Consider the following 18,745-nt stretch of genomic DNA (forward strand, 5'->3'; position numbering starts at 1 on the left):
GGCCTTCCGCTTCGGCCTTCCGCTTCCGGTTGGATCGTCCGAGGCAGACGCGCTGCGCGACACCAATGAGGAGCTGCGGCGGATCGGTATCAATCTCAACCAGGCGGTCCGGGCGATGAATGAGGGGCGCGTCGCCTATGAACCGGATCTCGACGCGGCGCTGCGYACTCTTCTCGACGGCCTGTTTCGRCTGCGGGCCGACGTCGACCTGATGCTGCGGATCAGCTGTGGGGAGCGGAGGGGGACTGGCCGTGGCGCATGATTGGACCGGGCTGCTCGGCGCGATCGAGACCTATACCGTCCGTCGAGCATCGTCGCTGATTGACGAGGATGAGGAATCGCGCCGGCGGCGCGCGATCGGTATCGCGATGTCGGGGCAGGCGCCGCAGGAGCGCTTTGTACCGTCCGGCATTGCGAGCAAGACRCGTCGAGGTCCGATATCGCCGAACGAGCCGACGATCGCGTCGATCCTGCAGGTGTCCCAGGCATCGCAGCGAGGTGTYATCGCCCTCGTCGGTGCCTTGGGTGCTGGCCGCAATCTGGATGACGAAGAGGAATTGAAGAAGTCGGCCGGCGGKGGAGGGGGCGCAGGCCTTTCCGYGCCTCGCATGGCTCRRCCGATCTCCACGCGACGCGCCGCAACGGATAGATCCTCAGCGGAAACCGCGAGCCGTGCAGCGATTGCCGCCGGTGCACAGCCGGTCGTGATCAAGGTGACGTCGACGGTATCGAGCCGGGCTTCGGCCGCGGGCCTGATGACCTATCTCGGAACCCGCGAAGTCGAGACGGAAAACGGCGACAGGGGCAAGGTCGATATCCCGATCTACGATCAGGACGGCCTCGCGGTCGCAAGCCGCGAGGACCGGGCCGCGGCGCTGGCCGAATGGGGCGGGGAATTCCGTGACGCCTATGCGGTCAACGCGCTGGCCACATTTTCCTTTACCGTCGCCGATACGGTCGACGATGCCGCGCTTCACGACGCCCTGAATGCCGCGTTCGGCTCAAAGCCTTTCCTCTATTCTCGGCATCCGGATGGCAAGGTCTCGGTCTACGCGGTAACGGACCTGCCGGCGAAGACGATTGCGGGCGCGTTGAAGATACGGGAGCGGGGCGATGGTCCGGCACGCGCTGTCGAAAATGCGGAGGCCAGTTTTGCACGCCGATTGGCCGACGCCGGCGTCTCGGCTGCGGTGTGCATTCTCGGCGCCGCCGTCTCTGAAAAATCCGGCCGCTACTTCCTCGAAAAGTTTCTGCGCAACGAGAAAGCCGTAAGCACCAGCGCCGGCGATCCGGTCGAGCGCGGTTCGAGCGTCAAGGAGAAGGCTGACAGCATCTGGCGGGACTGGTCATCCCACATTCGCACCGTCGAGCCAGATCAGCGCCGGCGATCCGGTCGAGCGCGGTTCGAGCGTCAAGGAGAAGGCTGACAGCATCTGGCGGGACTGGTCATCCCACATTCGCACCGTCGAGCCGCGCAACGCGTTCCATGTCATCTTCTCGGCGCGGGCGGGAACTGATCCAGAGGCGATGAAGCGGGCCGTGCGGGATTTCCTGAGCGAGCAGGTCGCCGGGCATCGCTGGATCACGGCGCATCATCCGGAAACCGGCCATGTGCATGTCCATGTGATGATCTCGGCGCGAGACGACCTTGGCAAGGCGCTGCGGCTGACCAAGCCGGAGCTTTACGAGGCATCGCCATGGTCGCCACCCGGCGCGCAGACGTCGCGGCCACACGGCCTTACAGCCAGTCGCAGGCCGGCGCCTACGAGCGCAGCAAGAGCGATCCTCGCTATCTCAAGACGCCCGCCGTCACCAAACGCGTCGAGCGCAAGCGCGCCGGCGTCGTCGATCGCGCCTCGCTCATCAATGGCAACCTGGCTCTCGCCGCGAAATGGCAGGCAACCGCAAACGCCTTGAAGAAGGCCGGCGCGGAGCCGTCGGTGATCGCGGCGGCCGACCGGTTCGCAGCCGCGGCGGCCGGACAAGCTGCGCAGCCAACGCCGCGCCACGCTGCCGGCTTTGCTCTCCTTCGTCTGGAGACGGAGGAGGTCGCTGACCGCGACGCGATGATTGAGATCGTCCAGCGGGTGGCCGGCGTCGATAGCAACTTCGTTTCGGCCGGGCTCCTTCGTCTGGAGACGGAGGAGGTCGCTGACCGCGACGCGATGATTGAGATCGTCCAGCGGGTGGCCGGCGTCGATAGCAACTTCGTTTCGGCCGGTGGCAAGACAATTTATGTGCTGGCGCCCACAACGGCGAGCGTCAGCAAAATAGAGCGCGAACTCGCCAAGCAGAACGACGAGTTTGACCCGGGCGGAGAGACGCTGTCCGTCGTCAGGGATTTCGAGGCGCGGATGCTCAAGCTGGGGCTGCGTTCTGACGTAATCATTGAGGCGGTAGGCTCAGCGAAGGACGGTGCGCCATCGCCGTGGCTGCAAAGGAAGTTTGATGGGCTCGCTCAGAGGGCGAGCGTGCCATCGAACGAGCCCTTGGCAGAACTCGCTACCCCGATCGTAAACTTTCAACAGCAGAAGGAGAAGGTCATGCCCCTATCGCTCGAACAGTTCGACGAGCGTGTTTCTCGAGCGAACAAATCGATGGACCGCCTCGAGACCATGGTCGACAGTAGTGCGGAGCGCCAGGCCGTCGAGGAGATGGGAACAGTTCGACGAGCGTGTTTCTCGAGCGAACAAATCGATGGACCGCCTCGAGACCATGGTCGACAGTAGTGCGGAGCGCCAGGCCGTCGAGGAGATGCGCAAGGAAATTTCCGCGCTCTTTGCCGAGCAGCGCCGTGACATCCAGATGCAGCAAATGCAATCGGTCGCTGACACCACGGAGGGAGGGGGCACACCGCCGGGCGCCCGCGCCGACGCGACACGCTCCCAGGACCGGCCCGCGCCGGTAGCTGTCGATTCCGCGATAGCCGCCCAGCAGCAGGCAATTGCCGCCGGTCGTGCCGCTCGTGCGACGCGGGAACAGGCTGCCACTGCCAAAGGTGCCCAGGACGAGCAGCGCCAGCAGATCCTCCGGCAGGCTGAGCAGGATCGCCAGCGCAGCAATGACCGCGATGGCGCGGAGCGCTGATCCGTCTGTAGTCTCCCTCATGTGGGGGATTCGGCCGCCGCCCGTGGCGACATCATCGATATTGCTCGGCCGACCGCCTGCCGAGAGGCGATCTGATCACGAACGCGTCTTTGATGCGCTCGATCGCGCCCGCGCCAAATTCCCGGACATGGTCCTGCTGCACGGCGGTTCGCTGAAGGGCGCCGAGCGCATTGCCGCCTGCTGGGCGGAAAGCCGCAAGGTGATCCAGATCACCTTCAAGCCGAACTGGACGAAGCACGCCAAGGCGGCTCCCTTCCGCCGCAACGACGACATGCTCTCGATCATGCCCGCCGGCGTCATCATCTTCTCGGGGTCCGGGATCACCGACGCGTGAGCGCCATGACCACAAGGCACTCTACGACCGGCCACGAGTTGTGCCCGGTCGCGCTCGCATCATGCCGATGGTGGGTGCAGCCTTGTATCGAGAGCGAAAGCCTCCTGGAACTTCAGCGCATAGGCCTCGGTGGCGGCGCTTGCCACGAAGACCAGGTTCCAGCTATGCGCCGACACCGCGCTCGGGATCGCGACAAAGCGATGCCGGCGAAGCAGATCGTCGCCGAACGCCTGTTGGCCCGCGCTCGGGATGCCGGGGCGCAGCCAGTTCGGATTGGGAACGCTGGAAGGATCGACGACATGCACCGCGGAAATGTCAGCGACCACGGCCGCCGTCAGAACATGCGGAACGGTATCAAGCACGCGAAAACCTTTATGGACCGCGACCTCAAGGATCGCCGTCGACGGGTCGATCGAGCAATAGACCGCGCGCATGCCCCTGCTGTTCCAGCGCCCGCCGACACGATAGGCGCCTTCTCCACTATCCCAGGTCGGGGCATAGGCGGCTTGGTCGAGCCGCCATGCAATCAGCTCGGAACCACCGAGCGCAATCGGCAGAGGCGTCATGCATAGACGCCGTATTCGAGCCGTTGGAGATAGTCCTCGATGAGTTCGACGCCGGCGGGCGTTCCCAAAAGATCGATCGGGCGGCGCTGGTCGAGCCCGATTGCCGGACGCTCCAGCCATTGCTCGGCTTCCGCCTGCGTTCCCAGGACATCCGTCGCCTTTGCCAGGATCTCGGCGAACTTCCATGCCCGCCCGCTTTGCTCCTGGCTAAGCGGCTTGGACGGCGCATCCCTGCGCCGCTGCCACGTCCGCAAGCTCATGCCGACGGCCTTTTCGAGGGATTCGGTCTTGCCGATGAAGAGCAGGCTTCCGACGAGGTGATCGATCGCCGAAGCCGGCAAGCCATGCAGCAGGAGCTCATGGGCATCGAGCGCACTCGTCAGACGGCGCGACAGGACACGCGTTCCGCCGAGCAACGCTGCGACCTTCTGCAATTCTCCGCCGGTTGCTTCCGGGAAGCCATTTTCCACCGCAAGTGCCATCGTGCATCTCCTACGTCATCTGTCGTTCCATATATGACAGCTGGCGCGACTTCTTTCAATAGGTCCGTGGAAGCCGACAGCCTCGACCGCGTCACTGCGGCTTTGCGGGGCAGGCAGTTTCACGCCACACTTTTGTGTTCGCTCAGCGAAGGTATGGCGGCCGAAACCCGCGCCGAGATGGATCGGGAACTCTTTGAGCGTGATGCTCAACGAGGCGAAACAAGTCAGTGCAAAAGTAATCATGCATCGAATCATCTTTGGCCCTTGAGGCGCCGGCACATTCAAATGGGCCGTTGACGCTGCAAATGATATGTCACTACATTGCGCTACTTGCGGACGGCCGCTATGAGCGCAGCGAGACGAAGATGCACGTCACGCGATTGATTCACCTCAGTGAACTACTTGATTTTTCGCCAATAGATTTGATCATGGCCGCTGCTCTTATCGTTTGGGCAAAACACTGGCCGAGGCCGAGAGTCGCCGTAAGCCGATCAAAATCGTGGAGACGCTTCCCCTTGATGCGGTCGAGTCGCTGTTGACCCTAGTAGAGACGATGGTCACTCTTCGGCCGGAGCGAAGTGAACCGTAGGTTCTCGATCGTCGCGTTTACGGAAAGTGAAACCGAGGACTGCTTCGCTTCTGGGATCGGTAGATCGGCTTGCACCGCGCTCAAGAGGTTTGGACAAGTTGATGTATGCTGGCGTCAACAATCGTGTACAAAAGTATCGCCGCTCCGATCGCTGAAAACGTAATTGGACGGCCGAAGCGCCAAGAGGACTTCCTGACTGACCGGCAAATAGCCGGCCACGCCGGTAACCCGTCCCATCGAGTGCGGGATGGATATCCTTGCAAGGGACCATCCCGCGCGTCGTAGAACGCGTTCCATTCGAAGGTCCACGACGGCCGCGATTTGCGGATAGTGGCGCTGTAATGCCCAATCCACCATGCCGGCGAAAAGGCTTCGAGTCGCCAGATTGATAAACTCCTGGTTTCGGCATCTTTCAGTGTCGACGCAGAAACGTGATGCTTCGACCAGGCCTGCAGGCAGAGATGGGCTGTTGGTCAACAGGTAGGAGAAGACAGTCGAGAGCATGGTTGACCCGTGCGTCGGTAGAAATCTCACCGTCCCGACGACATGATCTCGAGCGTCGACAACCAGCAGATAGTCAGGCGACAATTGATCGAAGATGTCGGTTTCTTCATCCCGAGAGACGGTCACCTTCCAACCAAGCCGATGGTGGAAGACCTTGGCGCGCAGCCTGTAAGACTGTCTTAGCCAGATCATTGTCTGGCACGACGCCGACCCCTGTATGGCGACTACTTTCATGTTCCCTCACTCGCTTTAGGAAGAAACGATATCGATGGAACGTCGCCGCCGATACTCAGGAAAATGAGCATGTGTCGTCAACAAAATGTGATCTTTGGTTGTAGGCATGGTTATCCCACCCGCCCGCCGTTCCTGGTCTCAGATGCGGATCTCTCGACGTTTGATCGCTGTCACGATCGTATGCACCGAGTTCACGGTGCCGAGACGTTCGCGAGTGTCACGCAAATGCCGTTCGACAGTTGCCTCCGATATGCCGAGGATTGTTGCCGTCTCTGAGGCGGTCTTTCCCGAGGCGATCCAGTCGCAGATCTCGGCCTGCCTTTTTGTCAGAACTGGATGTGCCGTTTCCTCTTTCAGGCGCAGTATCTTCTGGTAACCACAGAAGCCCGCGGCCTCGATGAGAAAGCGAAGCGGGGGCCGTTGTTCGATTTCGCCGCCGGCGATGGAGACAACGCCGATTTGTCCATTCGCACCGTGGACCGGCAGGCAGAAACCGTCTCTCAGGCCGAATGCTTCCGCCGATTTCATGACCTCATATTCCGCTTGTGGCAGCCTCCGGTGCGTAACGCTGCGCCAGCTGAACAACTGATCTGTCCTAAGACACAGCGACGCGCATGGATCATGGGTAACGAGTTTGTTTTCAAAGTAGTGCACCGACCAGCTTTTTGGCCAAAGATCCGCGAGAACCTGCGGTGTCCAGACAGACTCCACGGTCGGAGACAGAAGAGCGACCAGACAGGCATCAAATCCGAATGGCTCCAGAAGATTTCGAAGAGCTTCGCCCACCCCTCGGGGCGTCGTCGCTTGTGTAACAGCGTCGGAGAAAAGGCTAAGCGCTTCCCAAGAATTCCGCATCGCACAACCCGCATAAACTAACCTTCTCGATTTAGTTGTGAACTGAACGGTCGACAATCGGGGGATTATCGATTGCTTACTATAGTAGGTGGGTTCCGAGTGGCGTTTATGACAAATGGAGGTATGCGCCTGAGATCGGTATTTGCGAGAAATCTGCGTATTTTGCGCCACCGCTCAGGGATGTCACAGTCCGAGTTAGCGCAACTCGCAGGGCTGGATCGCAATTATGTTGGTAAATTAGAGCGAGAAGAAAGCGCTCCCACCGTCGACACGCTCGAGGCCCTGGCAATTGCGCTCATGACAGATCCACAGGCTCTTGTAGATAGAGATCTCACTCACTCGCCTTGATCGACTTTTTGGTTTTTCTGTCTGCATCGTGGTCGGTTATGAGCTCCACGACCGTGACCCCAAGTGCTTCGGCGAATTTGACCAGGGAGAGAGCAGTTGGATTCCTTCTGCCTGCTTCGAGCCCGCTGATGTAGGCCCTCGAGGAATCCGATCGAAACGACAGTTCTTCCTGAGAGAGCGATCGCTCTCTTCTAAAGCGCTGGATGTTTTTCCCGATTATCACCCTGATGTCCATGCGTCATGGATGCGCGGGTGCAAACTATAGGACGACAAACTTTAGTGCACATTTTTAATTGACAGGGCCTGCTCATATCTGACCTAATTTAAAAAATGGAACGATGTACGCAGGAGCGGGACAATAAAATGCAGGGAAATATGTCTTTGGAGCGAGGGCTCATGGTTCTGAAAGCCGTCGCGAGCTCGTCTGAGCCACTCGGCGTTCGCGAGATCGCGAGGCGGGTTGAACAAAGCCCTTCAAGCATCCAACGCCTGCTTCATACGCTGTGTGCGCAAGGGTTTGTCGATCAGATTGAATCCACCAAGAGATATTGTGCGGGACACGAGATACTCAATCTCGCTCGCACGTTACTCGAACAGGACGAGTTGATCGCCCTGGCCGACGCCGAGCTGCGTTTGCTTGCGCAGAGCAACGACCTGAACGGCTTCCTCGGCGCCCGTCGAGGCAGTAAGGCCTTCTACCTTGCCGCGGTGCAGAGCAATGGTTCCTTGGTCATTCGCGCAACGCCGGGTGAGAGCATGTTCCTGCATTCAACAGCACTGGGAAAAGCGCTGCTGATCGATTGCAGTGACGACGATATCCGCGCCCTCGCTGCCGAGGAGCCCTTCGTACGCAGGACGCCACGCACTGTCACCGATCCTGAAAAACTGATGGACCAGCTGCGGCGCGCTCGAAGCGTGGGATACACCACAGCCCTCAACGAGAATATTCCCGGCATCTTCTCGATTGGTGCCCCTCTCCGCAATGCGAAGGGGGTGATCGTGGCTGCGATCAGCGTTGCTTTCCCCCGCGCGGCGCAACCCAACCTTGCCGTCGCCGCCGTCGGCGAGAGGGTCATGGCGGCGGCCGCAGCGATTGAAATGGCGCGCGGCGTCGTGCGCGCGAACGTAAGCGAGAAATCCGATGCTGCTTAATCTATCGCGCCTCGAGCGCAATATGGATGCCGAAGGCCTGGATGCCGTCATCGCCACCGGCGCAGAAAATGTCACCTATCTCAGCGGCTTCTGGGCATTGCCACAATGGATCCGCCCGGGCCCGCAAGCCTACGCTGTCTGGCCACGGGCCGACGCGGAGACGAGGTCCAGCGTAATCACGAGCAGCGGGACGCTCGATCTGATTGCCGATCAGAATGTCTGGGCTGCGCGCGTCGCGCGTTATGGCGAGTTTGCGGTCGAAGTCGGCGCCGACGTCGAAAACGACCTTACGAGCCGGCGGCTCGCGGAGATGCAGTCCCTTCGGGAGCATGCAAGTCCCGTTGAGGCACTGGCCGCAGAGCTTGAGGAGCTTGGCCTGAGAAAGGCCCGAATAGGGCTGGATCTATCAGGCCTGTCTCCCGGCTATCTCGAGCAGCTCAGCGCCAAATGCCCGCAAGCATCCTTCATCGATGCACAGCCGCTCTTCCGATCTACTCGATCCGTCAAAAGCCCCTCGGAGATCGAGCGGCTTCGGCGCGTCGGCAAAGTCGCGGAAATATCCGTAGAGGCGGCCTTGGCCGTTGCGCGGGCTGGAATCACAGAGATCGAAATGGCCCGCGTATTTCACGAGAAGACCGTCCGAGAGGATACGTTACCAATCCTTGGCTGTATCGGGTTCGGTGAGCGGAGCGCCCTGATGAATGTTCAGCCTTCGCAACGCTCACTGAGGCCGGACGACATCATCCGCTTCGACGTCGGTGGGCGGTATCAACACTATCGAGCCGATATCGCGAGGATCGCGTCTTTCGGAGAGCCTAGTTCCGGACTGCGCAGCCAGTACGCCGCGCTACGGGCCGGTGTCGAACACGGCGCCTCGATTGTCAGACCGGGCCTGAGCGCCAGCGAACTTTTCGGCGAGATCATGCGCGCCGTTCAGGACGCAGGTCTCGATCGATATCGAAGAAATCACGTCGGCCACGGTATCGGGCTCGATGGCTACGATGCTCCACTCCTTGCTCCCGGCTCGAAAGACGTTCTCGAAGAGGGAATGGTGCTGTGCATCGAGACGCCTTTTTACATGATCGGCTCGTATGGGCTGCAAGTCGAGGACATGTTCGTCGTCACCGGGCAAGGCGCCGAGCGGCTGACATCCTCCGGAGATATTAAAGTGATTGCGCCATGACCGTCGTTATCGAGCACCTATCCTGTCTGCGTTGCGAGGCAACCTATCCATCCGGTTTCCCAATCGACTCACGCGGTTGCCCACGCTGTGCTGCGACCGCGCCTTCGAACCTGCGGCCGATCTACGAGACTCGTTGGCCGCAGGCGGATCACGGCTTTACCCATATCCCCTCGATGTGGCGGTACGGTTCGATGCTGCCAATCGAAAGCAGCGCGGCGGTTTCTCTGGGCGAGGGCCTCACACCCCTCTCGCCGGCGGAGCGCTTGGGAACCAAATTCGATGTCAAACGGCTTCTGATCAAAGACGAGAGCCGCAACCCGACCGGCTCGCACAAGGATCGGTTTTCCGCAGTCCTCACCTCCTATGCAAGGCAGCGCGGACATTCGACAATCGCCACTGCGTCATCCGGAAATGCTGGAGCCTCATTGGCGGCTTATGCGGCGCATGCCGGTCTTCAATGTATCGTCTCCACGTTTAACGGGGGACCGGCTCCGATGCTCGCTCAGATCCGAGCCTTCGGTGCGACGGTTGTGCCGTTCGACGAGAAGATGGATCGGTGGAAATTCCTGGCCGAGGGCTGGGAGCGCCGGGGATGGGTGGTCGCCTCTCCGTTCAGCGCACCGGTGGTTGGAAGCCATCCTATCGGTGTCGAGGGCTACAAGACCATTGCGTTCGAGTTGGCGGAACAGATGAATGGTCAGGATCTCGACTGGTGTGCGCTTCCCGTCTGCTACGGCGACGTGTTGAGCGGGGTCTGGGAAGGCTTCAAGGAAGCGTTCAACGCCGGTCTCGTCCGAAAACTCCCGCGCCTGATCGCGGCGGAGGTTTACGGCTCGCTGGACGCGGCGATGAGCTGCGGGTCCGACCAAGTCGCCGCAATGGCGCGGCCTTTCGCTACCGTTGCCCTGTCGATCGGCGCCACCCAGAGCAGTTTCCAGGCGCTGCGCGCCCTGCGGCAATCCCGAGGGATTGCCTGCTCAGTTGACAACGACCGCCTGCTCGCGGCGCAACGGGACCTGGCGATGCTTGAGGGTATTTTCGCCGAACTGTCGGCTGTGGCACCGCTTGTCGCCATCGATACACTTCGCCGGACCGGCGTCATTGCCGGTCCGGATTGTGTGGCGGCCGTGATCACGGCCTCCGGAATGAAAGATTTCGATATCTCGCAACAGGCGATTCCAGCCGTAAAGGCGTATGCCAGGCCGTCTGCTGCCTGGGACGAAATTGAACAAACTCTGCTTGTGTAAGCGTCGCCACCGCAAAAGAAATCTGTCCTGACCAACAAGGGGGAGCTCTATGAATAGGCGCTCATTTCTCTTCACGTCCGCAACTCTGGCGGCGTTTTCGAAAATCTCGTTCGCCCAGGCGAATCCTGCGCCCACCGACAATGCGACGATCGTCGTCGGTTTCTCTGCAGGCGGGGCCGGTGATTTGGCCGCCCGCGTTGCGGCGGAGCACGTCAAGCTGACGGACTCATATCCGGTCGGCGTCGAATTCCGGCCCGGCGCCGGCGGAACCATTGCGACCGATCAGATCCGGCGTGCCAAGGCCGATGGAACGGTGTTGTCGCTCTATTCGGCAAGCCCGCTTCTCGTTGCACCGCATCTGCAGTCGCTACCCTATGATCCTCTGCGCGACTTCTCCTATATCGCGGCCTATTCGAACATCGCCATTCCCGCTTTTGTCCGAACGGATAGTCCTTTCAAGGAGTGGCCCGATCTTATTAAGTTCGGGAGGGACAATCCCGGAAAGCTGCGTTGGGCGACTGCCGCCCCTCGCGGCATCGGCCATATTGCGACCGAGGCGGCATTCCGCAAAGAGGGCGTCACAGCCGCTTTCGTCCCATTTTCTGGCGGAGCAGATGCGATCACCGCTCTCCTTGGCGGACATATCGATATGGTGGTTTCCTCGGACTTTGCAGCTCATCTCAAGGCCGGCAAGGTGCGGCTTCTGGTCGAAACCGGGCCGGAGCCGGTGAGCGGGCATCCCGATGTCCCGACCTTCAAGCAGCTTGGCTATCCGCTTTCCGTCGCTAGTGCCTACGGGCTCTTCGGACCGGCAAAATTGCCGGCACAGGTACTGCAATACTGGCAGGACTCTCTTCGCGTCATGACCAGGACCGTCCTCTACAAGCGGTTCCTGGAAACTTTGGGCGGCCAGGCGACTTTCCAGGAAGGCCAGGCTTTTCACGAAGAGATCGCCCGGAACTATCGCGAGATCGGGAAACAGATCGAGCTTCTGGGGCTGCGGCCATGAGGCTCGCATCGATTGTCGCCGCGTGCTTGGTCGTCGTGTCGATCGTCGCGATCAGCTCATCCCTTTCGCTTGGGGTCTGGAAACACGGGATGCCTGGGCCGGGTCTCTTCCCCGTAGCGGCGGCAATCCTTCTTCTCGTGGCGCTGGCCGCGACGATGCGGGAAGGATGGCGTCAGGAGGGAATGGACGAGAGGATCGAGATCCCTCGCTTCCTCGGATATGGCGTCGCCATCATCGGATTTGTGGGGCTGCTTAGCATCGCCGGGACGCTGCCCGCAATCTTCGTCTTTCTTAGCTTGGTCGTGGCCATCGTTGAGCGGTTGCGCTGGCCACAAGCCCTCGCCATCGCGTCGGGCACGACCTTCGCATGCTGGGCGGTCTTCGAGAGGCTCCTAGGCGTGCCCCTGCCTGCCGGTTTCTGGAGTTGACCATGGACTCAATCATCAATCTTCTTGGCGGCCTGCTCGTTGCGATCGAACCATCCAATCTCCTTGTCGCGTTGATCGGAGTCGTAATCGGCACGGCCGTCGGCGTGCTGCCGGGACTCGGCCCCACCGCAACAGTCAGCCTCCTCCTTCCAATTTCCGTATCGCTCGACCAGACGGCCGCGATCATCCTTCTGGCGGCGATCTATTACGGCGCAATGTATGGCGGGTCGATCACCTCCATCCTGATCCGCGTGCCTGGCGAGGCCGCAAGTGCGATCACGTCGCTCGACGGTTATGCGATGACACGACAGGGGCGGGCGGGCGCCGCTCTCGGCATGTCGGCCTCCGCAAGTTTCATCGCCGGCATCGCCGCCACATTCGGCATCGCTCTGGTAGGCCCTGCCTTTGCCGACGTCGCTCTTCGTTTCGGCCCAATCGAGAAGACCGCCCTGGTCTTCTTTGGACTAACCCTTGCAGCCTCGGTCGGCAGCGGATCCCGGGCAAGGGCCTGGGTCATGATTGGCCTTGGTCTCCTCCTGTCCACTGTCGGGGTGGATCTTGTCACCGGCGAAGAAAGGTTCACATTCGGCACCGCCGATATGCGTGACGGCATCGATATCGCTGTCCTCGCAATGGGTATGTTCGGAGTGAGCGAGGTGCTTGTCGCAGCGGAGCGAAAACGGCCGCCCGGGACGAGCAGCTTCGATAGGTATCGGCTCCGTGACCTGTTGCCCACCCGGTCCGATTGGCGGGCCGCGGCCGGCCCGATATCGCGCGGCTCCGCGCTGGGATTTTTCCTTGGTCTCCTTCCCGGCGGCGGGGCTTTGATAGCGAGCTTTGCAAGTTACGTGATGGAGAAGAAGATTTCCCGCGCGCCGCACCGGTTCGGAAAAGGAGCGATCGAAGGTGTGGCCGGGCCGGAAAGCGCCAACAATGCGGCGGCACAGGCGAGCTTTATCCCGCTACTTTGCCTGGGTCTTCCCGCGAACGCCGTTATCGGGGTGATCATGGGCGCGCTTCTCATGCAGGGCGTCACCCCGGGACCTTCATTGATCGCGGACCACCCCGATCTGTTCTGGGGCGTGATTGCCAGCATGCTGGTCGGAAACGCGATGCTACTAGTGCTCAACATGCCTCTTGTGCGCATCTTCGTGCTGCTGTTGCGGGTACCAGCGGCGCTTCTCACGCCGCTGATTCTAGTCTTCTGCGCGATCGGTGCCTTCAGCATCAACAACAGCCTGTTCGACGTGGGAGTGATGATGGTCTGCGGATTTGCGGCTTACGCGCTGCAGCGAGCCGGTTTCGAACTCGCGCCGCTCTTGCTGGCCTTTCTGCTCGGATCGCTTCTGGAACAGAACCTCCAGCAAAGCATCATTCTTAGTGCGGGAGAATTTAATGTCTTCATGAACAGTCCGATTGCCGTCGCGTTCAGCATTGCAGCCATCGCCATCCTCTTAGTGCCGCTGATAAGCGGCCGGAGAGCACGTCATTTACGAAGTGGCCTAGCTATGACGTCCTCGATGGACCTGCGAGCCCAGGCAAACCGAAACCAGTCGGCCTCGCTCCCGGCGACGATCCGGTCGATCAGGATCGGTCTGCCAGTCTCGAAACAAGAAGATGAGCGTTGATCCCCAAGGCAGGGAAGAGCGGCATAAACTGCGTTGTAGCGATGCCCCTCGTCAGGAAGCAGAAAGACGATCTTCGCCTCAGGATTTGCGCGGGCGTACCAGTCGGCAACGAGGAATGCCGCCCCGCTTGTCGGCCCTACAAACAGGCCGTGGGACCGGAAGAGATTGAAGGCGGCCTCCACCGCAATCCGGGCGCCGACCCAATGAACCTCGTCGACAAGCTCGTGCCGAAGGTTCCTCGGCACGATGCTGTTGCCCATTCCGCGCAATTTTCGCGGAGCCGGTGGCTGCCCGAAAAGGATGCTGCCGTGGGTATCGACCGCTATCACACGGGTTTCCGGAGAAACCACCCGAAGAAAATGCGCCGTGCCGCTGATCGATCCGCCCGAGCCGACGCACGCCACCAGACAATCGATTGACCCAACTGTCCGGATGAGATGCTCTGCGACCGCTGCATAGGCGAGGGGATTGTCCGGATTGTCATACTGATTGGGCCAGAAACTGCCGGGAAAGATTTTTTGTATTTCCGCAAGCCGCTCCAGTCGAAGTTGCTGATTGCCGGAACCTTCCGGATCGTCGGTGATTGTCAGCATGGTGCCGAGGTCCCGGAGCCTGCGCGCGAAGTCCGCGTCGATCAGACTGGAGGCGGTAACCAGCGATAGTCTGTAGCCGCGCACGGCAGCCAGCATGGCCAATGCCATTCCGAACGTGCCGGACGTTGTCTCGACGATATGTCCCCCGGGTTTCAGCCTGCCGACATCTTCGGCCCGGTCGAGCATGAACCGCGCGGGAAGAAGCTTCATGAGCTGGAAGCACGCAGCATAGAGGTTGGCATGCATGGGAACCATTCTGGGAAGCTCGAAGGCTGAAAGCCGAGATCGATTGAGTTCATTCATGGTTCTGCAATTCCCTACCACTGGGAAAATGGAAAACGCCGACATTGCCAAAGCCGGAATGTTTAAGGGAGCGCGTGCCCGTCAACGCAGCCGATAGGTTGCCAACGTCAAATAGCAGGCCTGCGATATTGCCGCTGTGGGCCACCTGTATTCCTCGCGCATTGCACTCCTGGGCAAGCCAGGTGATCTCGTCAAAGCGCGCACGGGGTAGGTGGCGTTGATTGATCTGTGCGCTCAAGGTTGCGACGCGACAGAAAAGCGGGGTGTCGCGATCGGTGATCGCCCTTGAAACGAGGCCGCGAAGCACGGCGAAAAGTTCGATCTCATCGGACGAGTAGCGAGCCGGCTTGTGCTCGGTCGTGTTGATAGGGTCGTCTCCGGTATCGAATCCGACAATGAGAAGGTCTGGAAAGTCACCGGAAAAAGCTTCGATCAGCCCGCTCTGGCGATGGGCGAAAAGGACCGGCTGAATGCCGAAGGCGATCGCGTCAATGGCAGTTTCCGCCCGCACGGCGAGATCGCACAGATCGAGACGTGAAAGCCGTTGTCCGAAGGCATCGGCAGTTGCCCGTATTGCCGCGACGACATCGGCCGTCGAAGACCCAAGACCGCTCCCGAACCGGATATTGCTGCTGATCGTCAGGTCGCCGCCGACCTTGTTCTGGCCAAGGAAATCGAGAGTCAGGCGCGCCGCAGCCGCGGCCTTTTCCCGGTCGTCCGGTCGTGTTCGGATCTGCTTGCCTGTCCGCGGCCAGAAGTTGACGACGCTCTTCAAGCGAGGATGCGGTACCGTGAGAAGGCCGCGCCTCAGGCCGCCCTCCGGCGTCTTGAACACGCCTTGGAGAAATTCTCCATGGTGTCCAATCGCTTCGCCGTAGCCGGCACCGGGCGTGGATGGTGGAAAACCTTGCTCAGATGCCTGTGAACTGACCATCGGCCGTAACTCCGGTTGCGCCTCTATCCTCCCTCCTGCGGCAGAGTGAGGGCCATTCGCGATTTCCCGGAGATTTCATCAGCTTGTGCGGTATTTTGGCGGACCTCGTCGGCTGAATGCTAAAACGGCAGCGCTTGGGAATGCTTGATCTGGCTCAGCGCGAAGCTTGCCTCTATGGAGGCAACGCCTTCCAGCCGCGTCAATTTCTGCTTCAAAAATGCTAAAGACCTCGTTCCTGGCTTCAATGAGGCGGCCGCAGCCGGAGTGCCGGTTCTCGTCCACGTTACCGCACCATGGTGCGAAGTTTGCCAGGCGCAGAAGCCCGTCGTCGCCAAGCTGATCAGCAACGGCGACTTCGCAGCCATGAAGAGTTCGACGTCGACTTCGACAGCCAGAAGGACGTTCTTCAGAAGCTTATTGAGGTGGCCGCATCGTCAAAACCATGGGCGACGGGCTAGCATTTAGGTCGGCGTCGAAATAGACGAAATGACGGAATTGGGATTTCACGCTGCTCAAATGTTCTAAGGCCGCAGGGGCAGCTTTCGAAAAGTCGCTACAGGTTTTCAAACGTCCGAGATGAAGGCGCCAGCAGTCGCCGTTCCCATTACCCGATACGCGCAGAGGTTTACTCAGGCCCGACGTCAAGGCGCTGTTTCAGAAGCCAATCCCAGAGCTCCGGATCATTTAAGGCGGCCCACTCGACGCCCGAGTGGTCCACGCCCTCCAGAACACTCAAACGAGCATTTCGCTTCAGACCCACAAGGCGCTCGTAAAGCACGACTGAATCCGACAAAGGGATGACTTCATCGTTCGTGCCGTGGAACACCCAGAAGGCTGCCTTTTCATTTGTCCTGCTAAGGTAGTGGCGGTTACCGCCGCCAGCGATTGGAACGACAGCCGCAAATTTTTCGGGAAACTGTTCTGCCATGGCCCATGCACCGAAACCGCCGCGGCTGAACCCCACGAGATAGACACGCGTGCGATCGACGCGATACTTCGACATAACCTCGTCGAGTGCGGCCTCCACTTTCTCGATCGGATAAAGCAGTTCTTCACTCGGATTCTGAGGCGAAAACACCAGGAACGGGAATGTCTTTCCATCCTCGACCAATTTCGGAATGCCACTTGATTTAACTTTCTCGATATCGGTCCCGCCCTGATCGCCGCCATGTAGCCAGACAACAAGCGGATACGCGCTGCCGGACGAGGCATAGTCGTCTGGCGTGTACATCAGATAATTAAGATCGTTCTTTATGCTGGCGCTCGATCTCGCCGCCAACTGCTCGGCATGCGTCACTCCCAGACCGCACATTCCGCATACGGCCGCAAAGACCAGCGCCATGATGTTCCGCGTCATTCGATCACCTCCTTCATGTTGTTCGGGTCTAGGCACATCAAATGGAACCGAGGAACAAAAACTCAACCGTTGGCTGCCATTTGGGAGGCGAACCGTCGATGCAGCTACGCCAGACGGCTTCGAGCCCGTAGCGGTCAAGACGCCTTGGCCGCTGCCGCGGTGGTGAAGGTCAACAACGCGCCAGAACTCCCGGTTCAGGCTATGCGGGAGCTGTTCTTCAGGAGCAGCCGTGTGCACAGCTTGTTGCGAGGCTGTCTCGCGTTTTGGGCTAAAATGGTCGCATAACGTGCCGACTGGAATGCCCCTGCGCCGGGCGTGGAGCATGCGCGCTCAAGCGTATGCTCCACTTGTTATTTCGTCCTCCAGTGCTATATGTAGGTAAATGCCTACATGGAGGTGACCCGTGAGCATCACGACTCTTTCCAGTCGAGAACTGAATCATGACGTCAGCCGCGCAAAGAAGGCGGCAAAGAGCGGTCCGGTGATCATCACCGACCGCGGCAGGCCTTCCCATGTGCTCATGACTTACGATGAATTCGAGCGCTTGAGCGGCAGGCGGCGCAGCCTTGTCGAGGCTCTCGCTATGTCTGGCCTTTCGGCGATCGATTTCGAGCCGCGCCGCGTCGAAGTCAGGCCGCGCGAAGTCGATTTGTTTTGAAGTATCTGTTGGACACCAACGTGATTTCCGAACTGCGAAAAGTTGGCGACGGCAAAGCCAATGCCAATGTGGTAGCGTGGGTCGGATCGGAAGATGCGGCGCGCTTCTTCATTTCCGCCATCACGGTTCTTGAATTGGAGCGAGGAGTGCTCGGCGTGCAGCGCCGGGACGCCACACAGGGCGCTCGGCTGCGCTCTTGGCTTGACAGTCATGTGCGCCCTGAGTTTGCCGGTCGTATTCTTTCAGTTGATGATGCGGTTGCGACGCGTTGCGCGCACCTGCATGTCCCCGACCGGCGCAACGAAGCCGATGCGTTGATTGCAGCGACCGCTTTGGTCCACGACATGATCGTCGTCACGCGCAACGTCAGGGACTTTGAAGGCACCGGCGTTGTTGTGGTTGATCCCTGGCAAAGCTGACGGTTACAGCGCAAACAGGCTTGTCCCATATGCCGAACCGGCTCTGCCAGAAAATCCGGAAGCTTCTTGGCGCGATACAGCACAACGGGCGCTTTAAGGACAAGCGCGCCGTGTTCCAGATGGCCGCCCACGCAGAACGCACGGTCACCTGCCTGCATGGTCTGCAGCCGGATGTCGATGAACGCCAGCCAGCTGGACCGCGGTGCAGCGTGAGCCGGCATGATGGGCGAGGGATATTCGAGCGTCGCCTCGTGCCGACGCCTCGAATATCCCAACGGCTGCCACCGTGCGCCAGTCTTTAACCTTCCATCGCTGCGGGCGCCATTCCCCAAACGAGTTATCCCGACCGAACCGCAGCCGCGGCTGCGGAAAACTTCAAGAACCCGATGAAGAGGCGGTGAGCCGTCACTTTGCTGTTGCTCCTTTAGCTCGAAGCCTTCTACCGCACCGGTTCAACGAAGGGCATCCAAGTGCCCCAGAAAGGCATTTTGGATGTGGCCAAGGAACCGCATGACCTCAGCCAGGCTTGCGACTGCACCCCTCACGACGAAGTCCGTAACATCTTTCTGACCTTGCGCGAGAGTTCATCAAGGGTCGCCATAACCCGGCTCATCTGTGAGATCGAGGCCGTCAGGTCTGGACGATGCCGGATGACGAGATACTCTCTGTTTGAGGAGAGACTGACCAGGTGCTCCGCCGTGCGCCTGCGCAGAACGAGGCCGGCGTCCACTGCTCTTCGTGTCCGCTCGCCAAGATCGAGCTGCAAACCGTCAACAGTGTCGCGATCAAGGCCCTTGGCAAGCAGGAGAGCATT

General features: G+C 60.2%; 21 protein-coding genes and 4 pseudogenes. 14 read left to right on the forward strand and 11 right to left on the reverse strand.

The features are described 5' to 3' along the window. On the forward strand, window positions 1–262 hold a 262-nt coding region (gene mobC / locus ASD02_RS30135; protein WP_057258497.1), incomplete at its 5' end, for a plasmid mobilization relaxosome protein MobC. Then, window positions 252–1,427, forward strand: coding sequence for a hypothetical protein (locus ASD02_RS40115; protein WP_057258498.1), 1,176 nt, complete (start codon window positions 252–254; stop codon window positions 1,425–1,427). The genes mobC and ASD02_RS40115, both read left to right, overlap by 11 nt. A gap of 19 nt (window positions 1,428–1,446) precedes the next feature. Here the strand turns inward: ASD02_RS40115 and ASD02_RS40120 are convergent, their stop codons facing one another. Continuing rightward, window positions 1,447–1,623 (reverse strand): hypothetical protein, encoded by a 177-nt coding sequence (locus tag ASD02_RS40120; protein ID WP_244494316.1) that lies wholly within the window; start codon window positions 1,621–1,623, stop codon window positions 1,447–1,449. A gap of 74 nt (window positions 1,624–1,697) precedes the next feature. On the opposite strand from ASD02_RS40120, the gene ASD02_RS40125 reads away from it, so the two are divergent. The 3 genes and pseudogenes from ASD02_RS40125 to ASD02_RS30155 all read left to right on the forward strand — a co-directional run. Beyond that, window positions 1,698–2,729 (forward strand): hypothetical protein, encoded by a 1,032-nt coding sequence (locus tag ASD02_RS40125; protein ID WP_057258499.1) that lies wholly within the window; start codon window positions 1,698–1,700, stop codon window positions 2,727–2,729. Next, window positions 2,698–3,087, forward strand: a complete 390-nt coding sequence (locus ASD02_RS30150) for a hypothetical protein (RefSeq protein WP_057221524.1) — start codon at window positions 2,698–2,700, stop codon at window positions 3,085–3,087. The genes ASD02_RS40125 and ASD02_RS30150 overlap by 32 nt, the downstream gene beginning before the upstream one ends. A 91-nt stretch (window positions 3,088–3,178) precedes the next feature. Continuing rightward, window positions 3,179–3,442 (forward strand): annotated as a pseudogene (locus tag ASD02_RS30155) (DUF2493 domain-containing protein); the annotation flags it as partial. A gap of 59 nt (window positions 3,443–3,501) precedes the next feature. Here ASD02_RS30155 and ASD02_RS30160 read toward each other — a convergent pair. The 4 genes from ASD02_RS30160 to ASD02_RS37625 form a co-directional block, all read right to left on the reverse strand. Then, complete coding sequence (locus ASD02_RS30160; RefSeq protein WP_057211008.1) at window positions 3,502–4,008, reverse strand: RES domain-containing protein; 507 nt, start codon at window positions 4,006–4,008, stop codon at window positions 3,502–3,504. Then, window positions 4,005–4,490 carry an antitoxin Xre/MbcA/ParS toxin-binding domain-containing protein gene (locus tag ASD02_RS30165; protein ID WP_057211010.1) on the reverse strand — a complete coding sequence of 162 codons (486 nt, stop codon included), beginning with the start codon at window positions 4,488–4,490 and terminating at the stop codon, window positions 4,005–4,007. Before ASD02_RS30165 ends, ASD02_RS30160 begins: the two co-directional genes overlap by 4 nt. A gap of 703 nt (window positions 4,491–5,193) precedes the next feature. Further along, window positions 5,194–5,817 (reverse strand): acyl-homoserine-lactone synthase, encoded by a 624-nt coding sequence (locus ASD02_RS30170; protein WP_057221526.1) that lies wholly within the window; start codon window positions 5,815–5,817, stop codon window positions 5,194–5,196. A 138-nt stretch (window positions 5,818–5,955) separates the two neighbouring features. Next, a complete protein-coding gene (locus ASD02_RS37625; protein WP_158268947.1) occupies window positions 5,956–6,603 on the reverse strand; it encodes a LuxR family transcriptional regulator in 648 nt (215 codons plus the stop codon). A gap of 192 nt (window positions 6,604–6,795) precedes the next feature. On the opposite strand from ASD02_RS37625, the gene ASD02_RS37630 reads away from it, so the two are divergent. Continuing rightward, on the forward strand, window positions 6,796–7,020 hold the full coding sequence (locus ASD02_RS37630; RefSeq protein ID WP_082523791.1) for a helix-turn-helix transcriptional regulator: 225 nt from the start codon (window positions 6,796–6,798) through the stop codon (window positions 7,018–7,020). On the opposite strand, the gene ASD02_RS30180 is transcribed toward ASD02_RS37630, so the two are convergent. Then, entirely contained in the window at window positions 7,004–7,255 is a 252-nt protein-coding gene (locus ASD02_RS30180; RefSeq protein ID WP_057211016.1) for a helix-turn-helix transcriptional regulator, read from the reverse strand. The two genes, ASD02_RS37630 and ASD02_RS30180, sit on opposite strands and share 17 nt — an antisense overlap. Before the next feature lie 140 nt (window positions 7,256–7,395). Here ASD02_RS30180 and ASD02_RS30185 point away from each other — a divergent pair, with 140 nt between their 5' ends. The 6 genes from ASD02_RS30185 (at window position 7,396) to ASD02_RS30210 (ending at window position 13,667) form a co-directional block, all read left to right on the forward strand. Then, window positions 7,396–8,172 (forward strand): IclR family transcriptional regulator, encoded by a 777-nt coding sequence (locus ASD02_RS30185; RefSeq protein WP_277996370.1) that lies wholly within the window; start codon window positions 7,396–7,398, stop codon window positions 8,170–8,172. Continuing rightward, complete coding sequence (locus tag ASD02_RS30190) at window positions 8,162–9,355, forward strand: Xaa-Pro peptidase family protein (RefSeq protein ID WP_057211020.1); 1,194 nt, start codon at window positions 8,162–8,164, stop codon at window positions 9,353–9,355. Before ASD02_RS30185 ends, ASD02_RS30190 begins: the two co-directional genes overlap by 11 nt. A gap of 191 nt (window positions 9,356–9,546) precedes the next feature. Then, window positions 9,547–10,602 carry a pyridoxal-phosphate dependent enzyme gene (locus tag ASD02_RS30195; RefSeq protein ID WP_162255930.1) on the forward strand — a complete coding sequence of 352 codons (1,056 nt, stop codon included), beginning with the start codon at window positions 9,547–9,549 and terminating at the stop codon, window positions 10,600–10,602. Between the two features lie 49 nt (window positions 10,603–10,651). Further along, the gene (locus ASD02_RS30200; RefSeq protein WP_057221528.1) at window positions 10,652–11,611 is read left to right on the forward strand and encodes a tripartite tricarboxylate transporter substrate binding protein; all 960 of its coding nucleotides are present in this window, start codon (window positions 10,652–10,654) and stop codon (window positions 11,609–11,611) included. Then, on the forward strand, window positions 11,608–12,039 hold the full coding sequence (locus ASD02_RS30205) for a tripartite tricarboxylate transporter TctB family protein (protein ID WP_057211026.1): 432 nt from the start codon (window positions 11,608–11,610) through the stop codon (window positions 12,037–12,039). The genes ASD02_RS30200 and ASD02_RS30205 overlap by 4 nt, the downstream gene beginning before the upstream one ends. A 2-nt stretch (window positions 12,040–12,041) precedes the next feature. Continuing rightward, window positions 12,042–13,667, forward strand: coding sequence for a tripartite tricarboxylate transporter permease (locus ASD02_RS30210; RefSeq protein WP_082555677.1), 1,626 nt, complete (start codon window positions 12,042–12,044; stop codon window positions 13,665–13,667). A gap of 62 nt (window positions 13,668–13,729) precedes the next feature. Here ASD02_RS30210 and ASD02_RS37635 read toward each other — a convergent pair. From ASD02_RS37635 to ASD02_RS30235, 4 genes and pseudogenes are all read right to left on the reverse strand, one after another. Next, window positions 13,730–14,608 (reverse strand): annotated as a pseudogene (locus ASD02_RS37635) (PLP-dependent cysteine synthase family protein); the annotation flags it as partial. Beyond that, window positions 14,556–15,497, reverse strand: coding sequence for a hypothetical protein (locus ASD02_RS30225; RefSeq protein WP_057221530.1), 942 nt, complete (start codon window positions 15,495–15,497; stop codon window positions 14,556–14,558). The gene ASD02_RS30225 and the pseudogene ASD02_RS37635, both read right to left, overlap by 53 nt. A gap of 119 nt (window positions 15,498–15,616) precedes the next feature. Next, window positions 15,617–15,715 (reverse strand): annotated as a pseudogene (locus ASD02_RS37640) (AsnC family transcriptional regulator); the annotation flags it as partial. A 407-nt stretch (window positions 15,716–16,122) separates the two neighbouring features. Beyond that, window positions 16,123–16,839, reverse strand: coding sequence for an alpha/beta fold hydrolase (locus ASD02_RS30235; protein ID WP_244494317.1), 717 nt, complete (start codon window positions 16,837–16,839; stop codon window positions 16,123–16,125). A 418-nt stretch (window positions 16,840–17,257) separates the two neighbouring features. Between ASD02_RS30235 and ASD02_RS30240 the strand changes: the two genes are divergently transcribed. After that, the gene (locus ASD02_RS30240) at window positions 17,258–17,512 is read left to right on the forward strand and encodes a type II toxin-antitoxin system Phd/YefM family antitoxin (RefSeq protein WP_057211036.1); all 255 of its coding nucleotides are present in this window, start codon (window positions 17,258–17,260) and stop codon (window positions 17,510–17,512) included. After that, a complete protein-coding gene (locus tag ASD02_RS30245) occupies window positions 17,509–17,931 on the forward strand; it encodes a type II toxin-antitoxin system VapC family toxin (protein ID WP_057211038.1) in 423 nt (140 codons plus the stop codon). The genes ASD02_RS30240 and ASD02_RS30245 overlap by 4 nt, the downstream gene beginning before the upstream one ends. A 541-nt stretch (window positions 17,932–18,472) precedes the next feature. Here the strand turns inward: ASD02_RS30245 and ASD02_RS39065 are convergent. Continuing rightward, window positions 18,473–18,745: pseudogene (locus ASD02_RS39065) on the reverse strand (hypothetical protein); the annotation flags it as partial.

Source organism: Ensifer sp. Root1252 (assembly GCF_001425885.1).
Lineage (GTDB): Bacteria > Pseudomonadota > Alphaproteobacteria > Rhizobiales > Rhizobiaceae > Ensifer > Ensifer canadensis.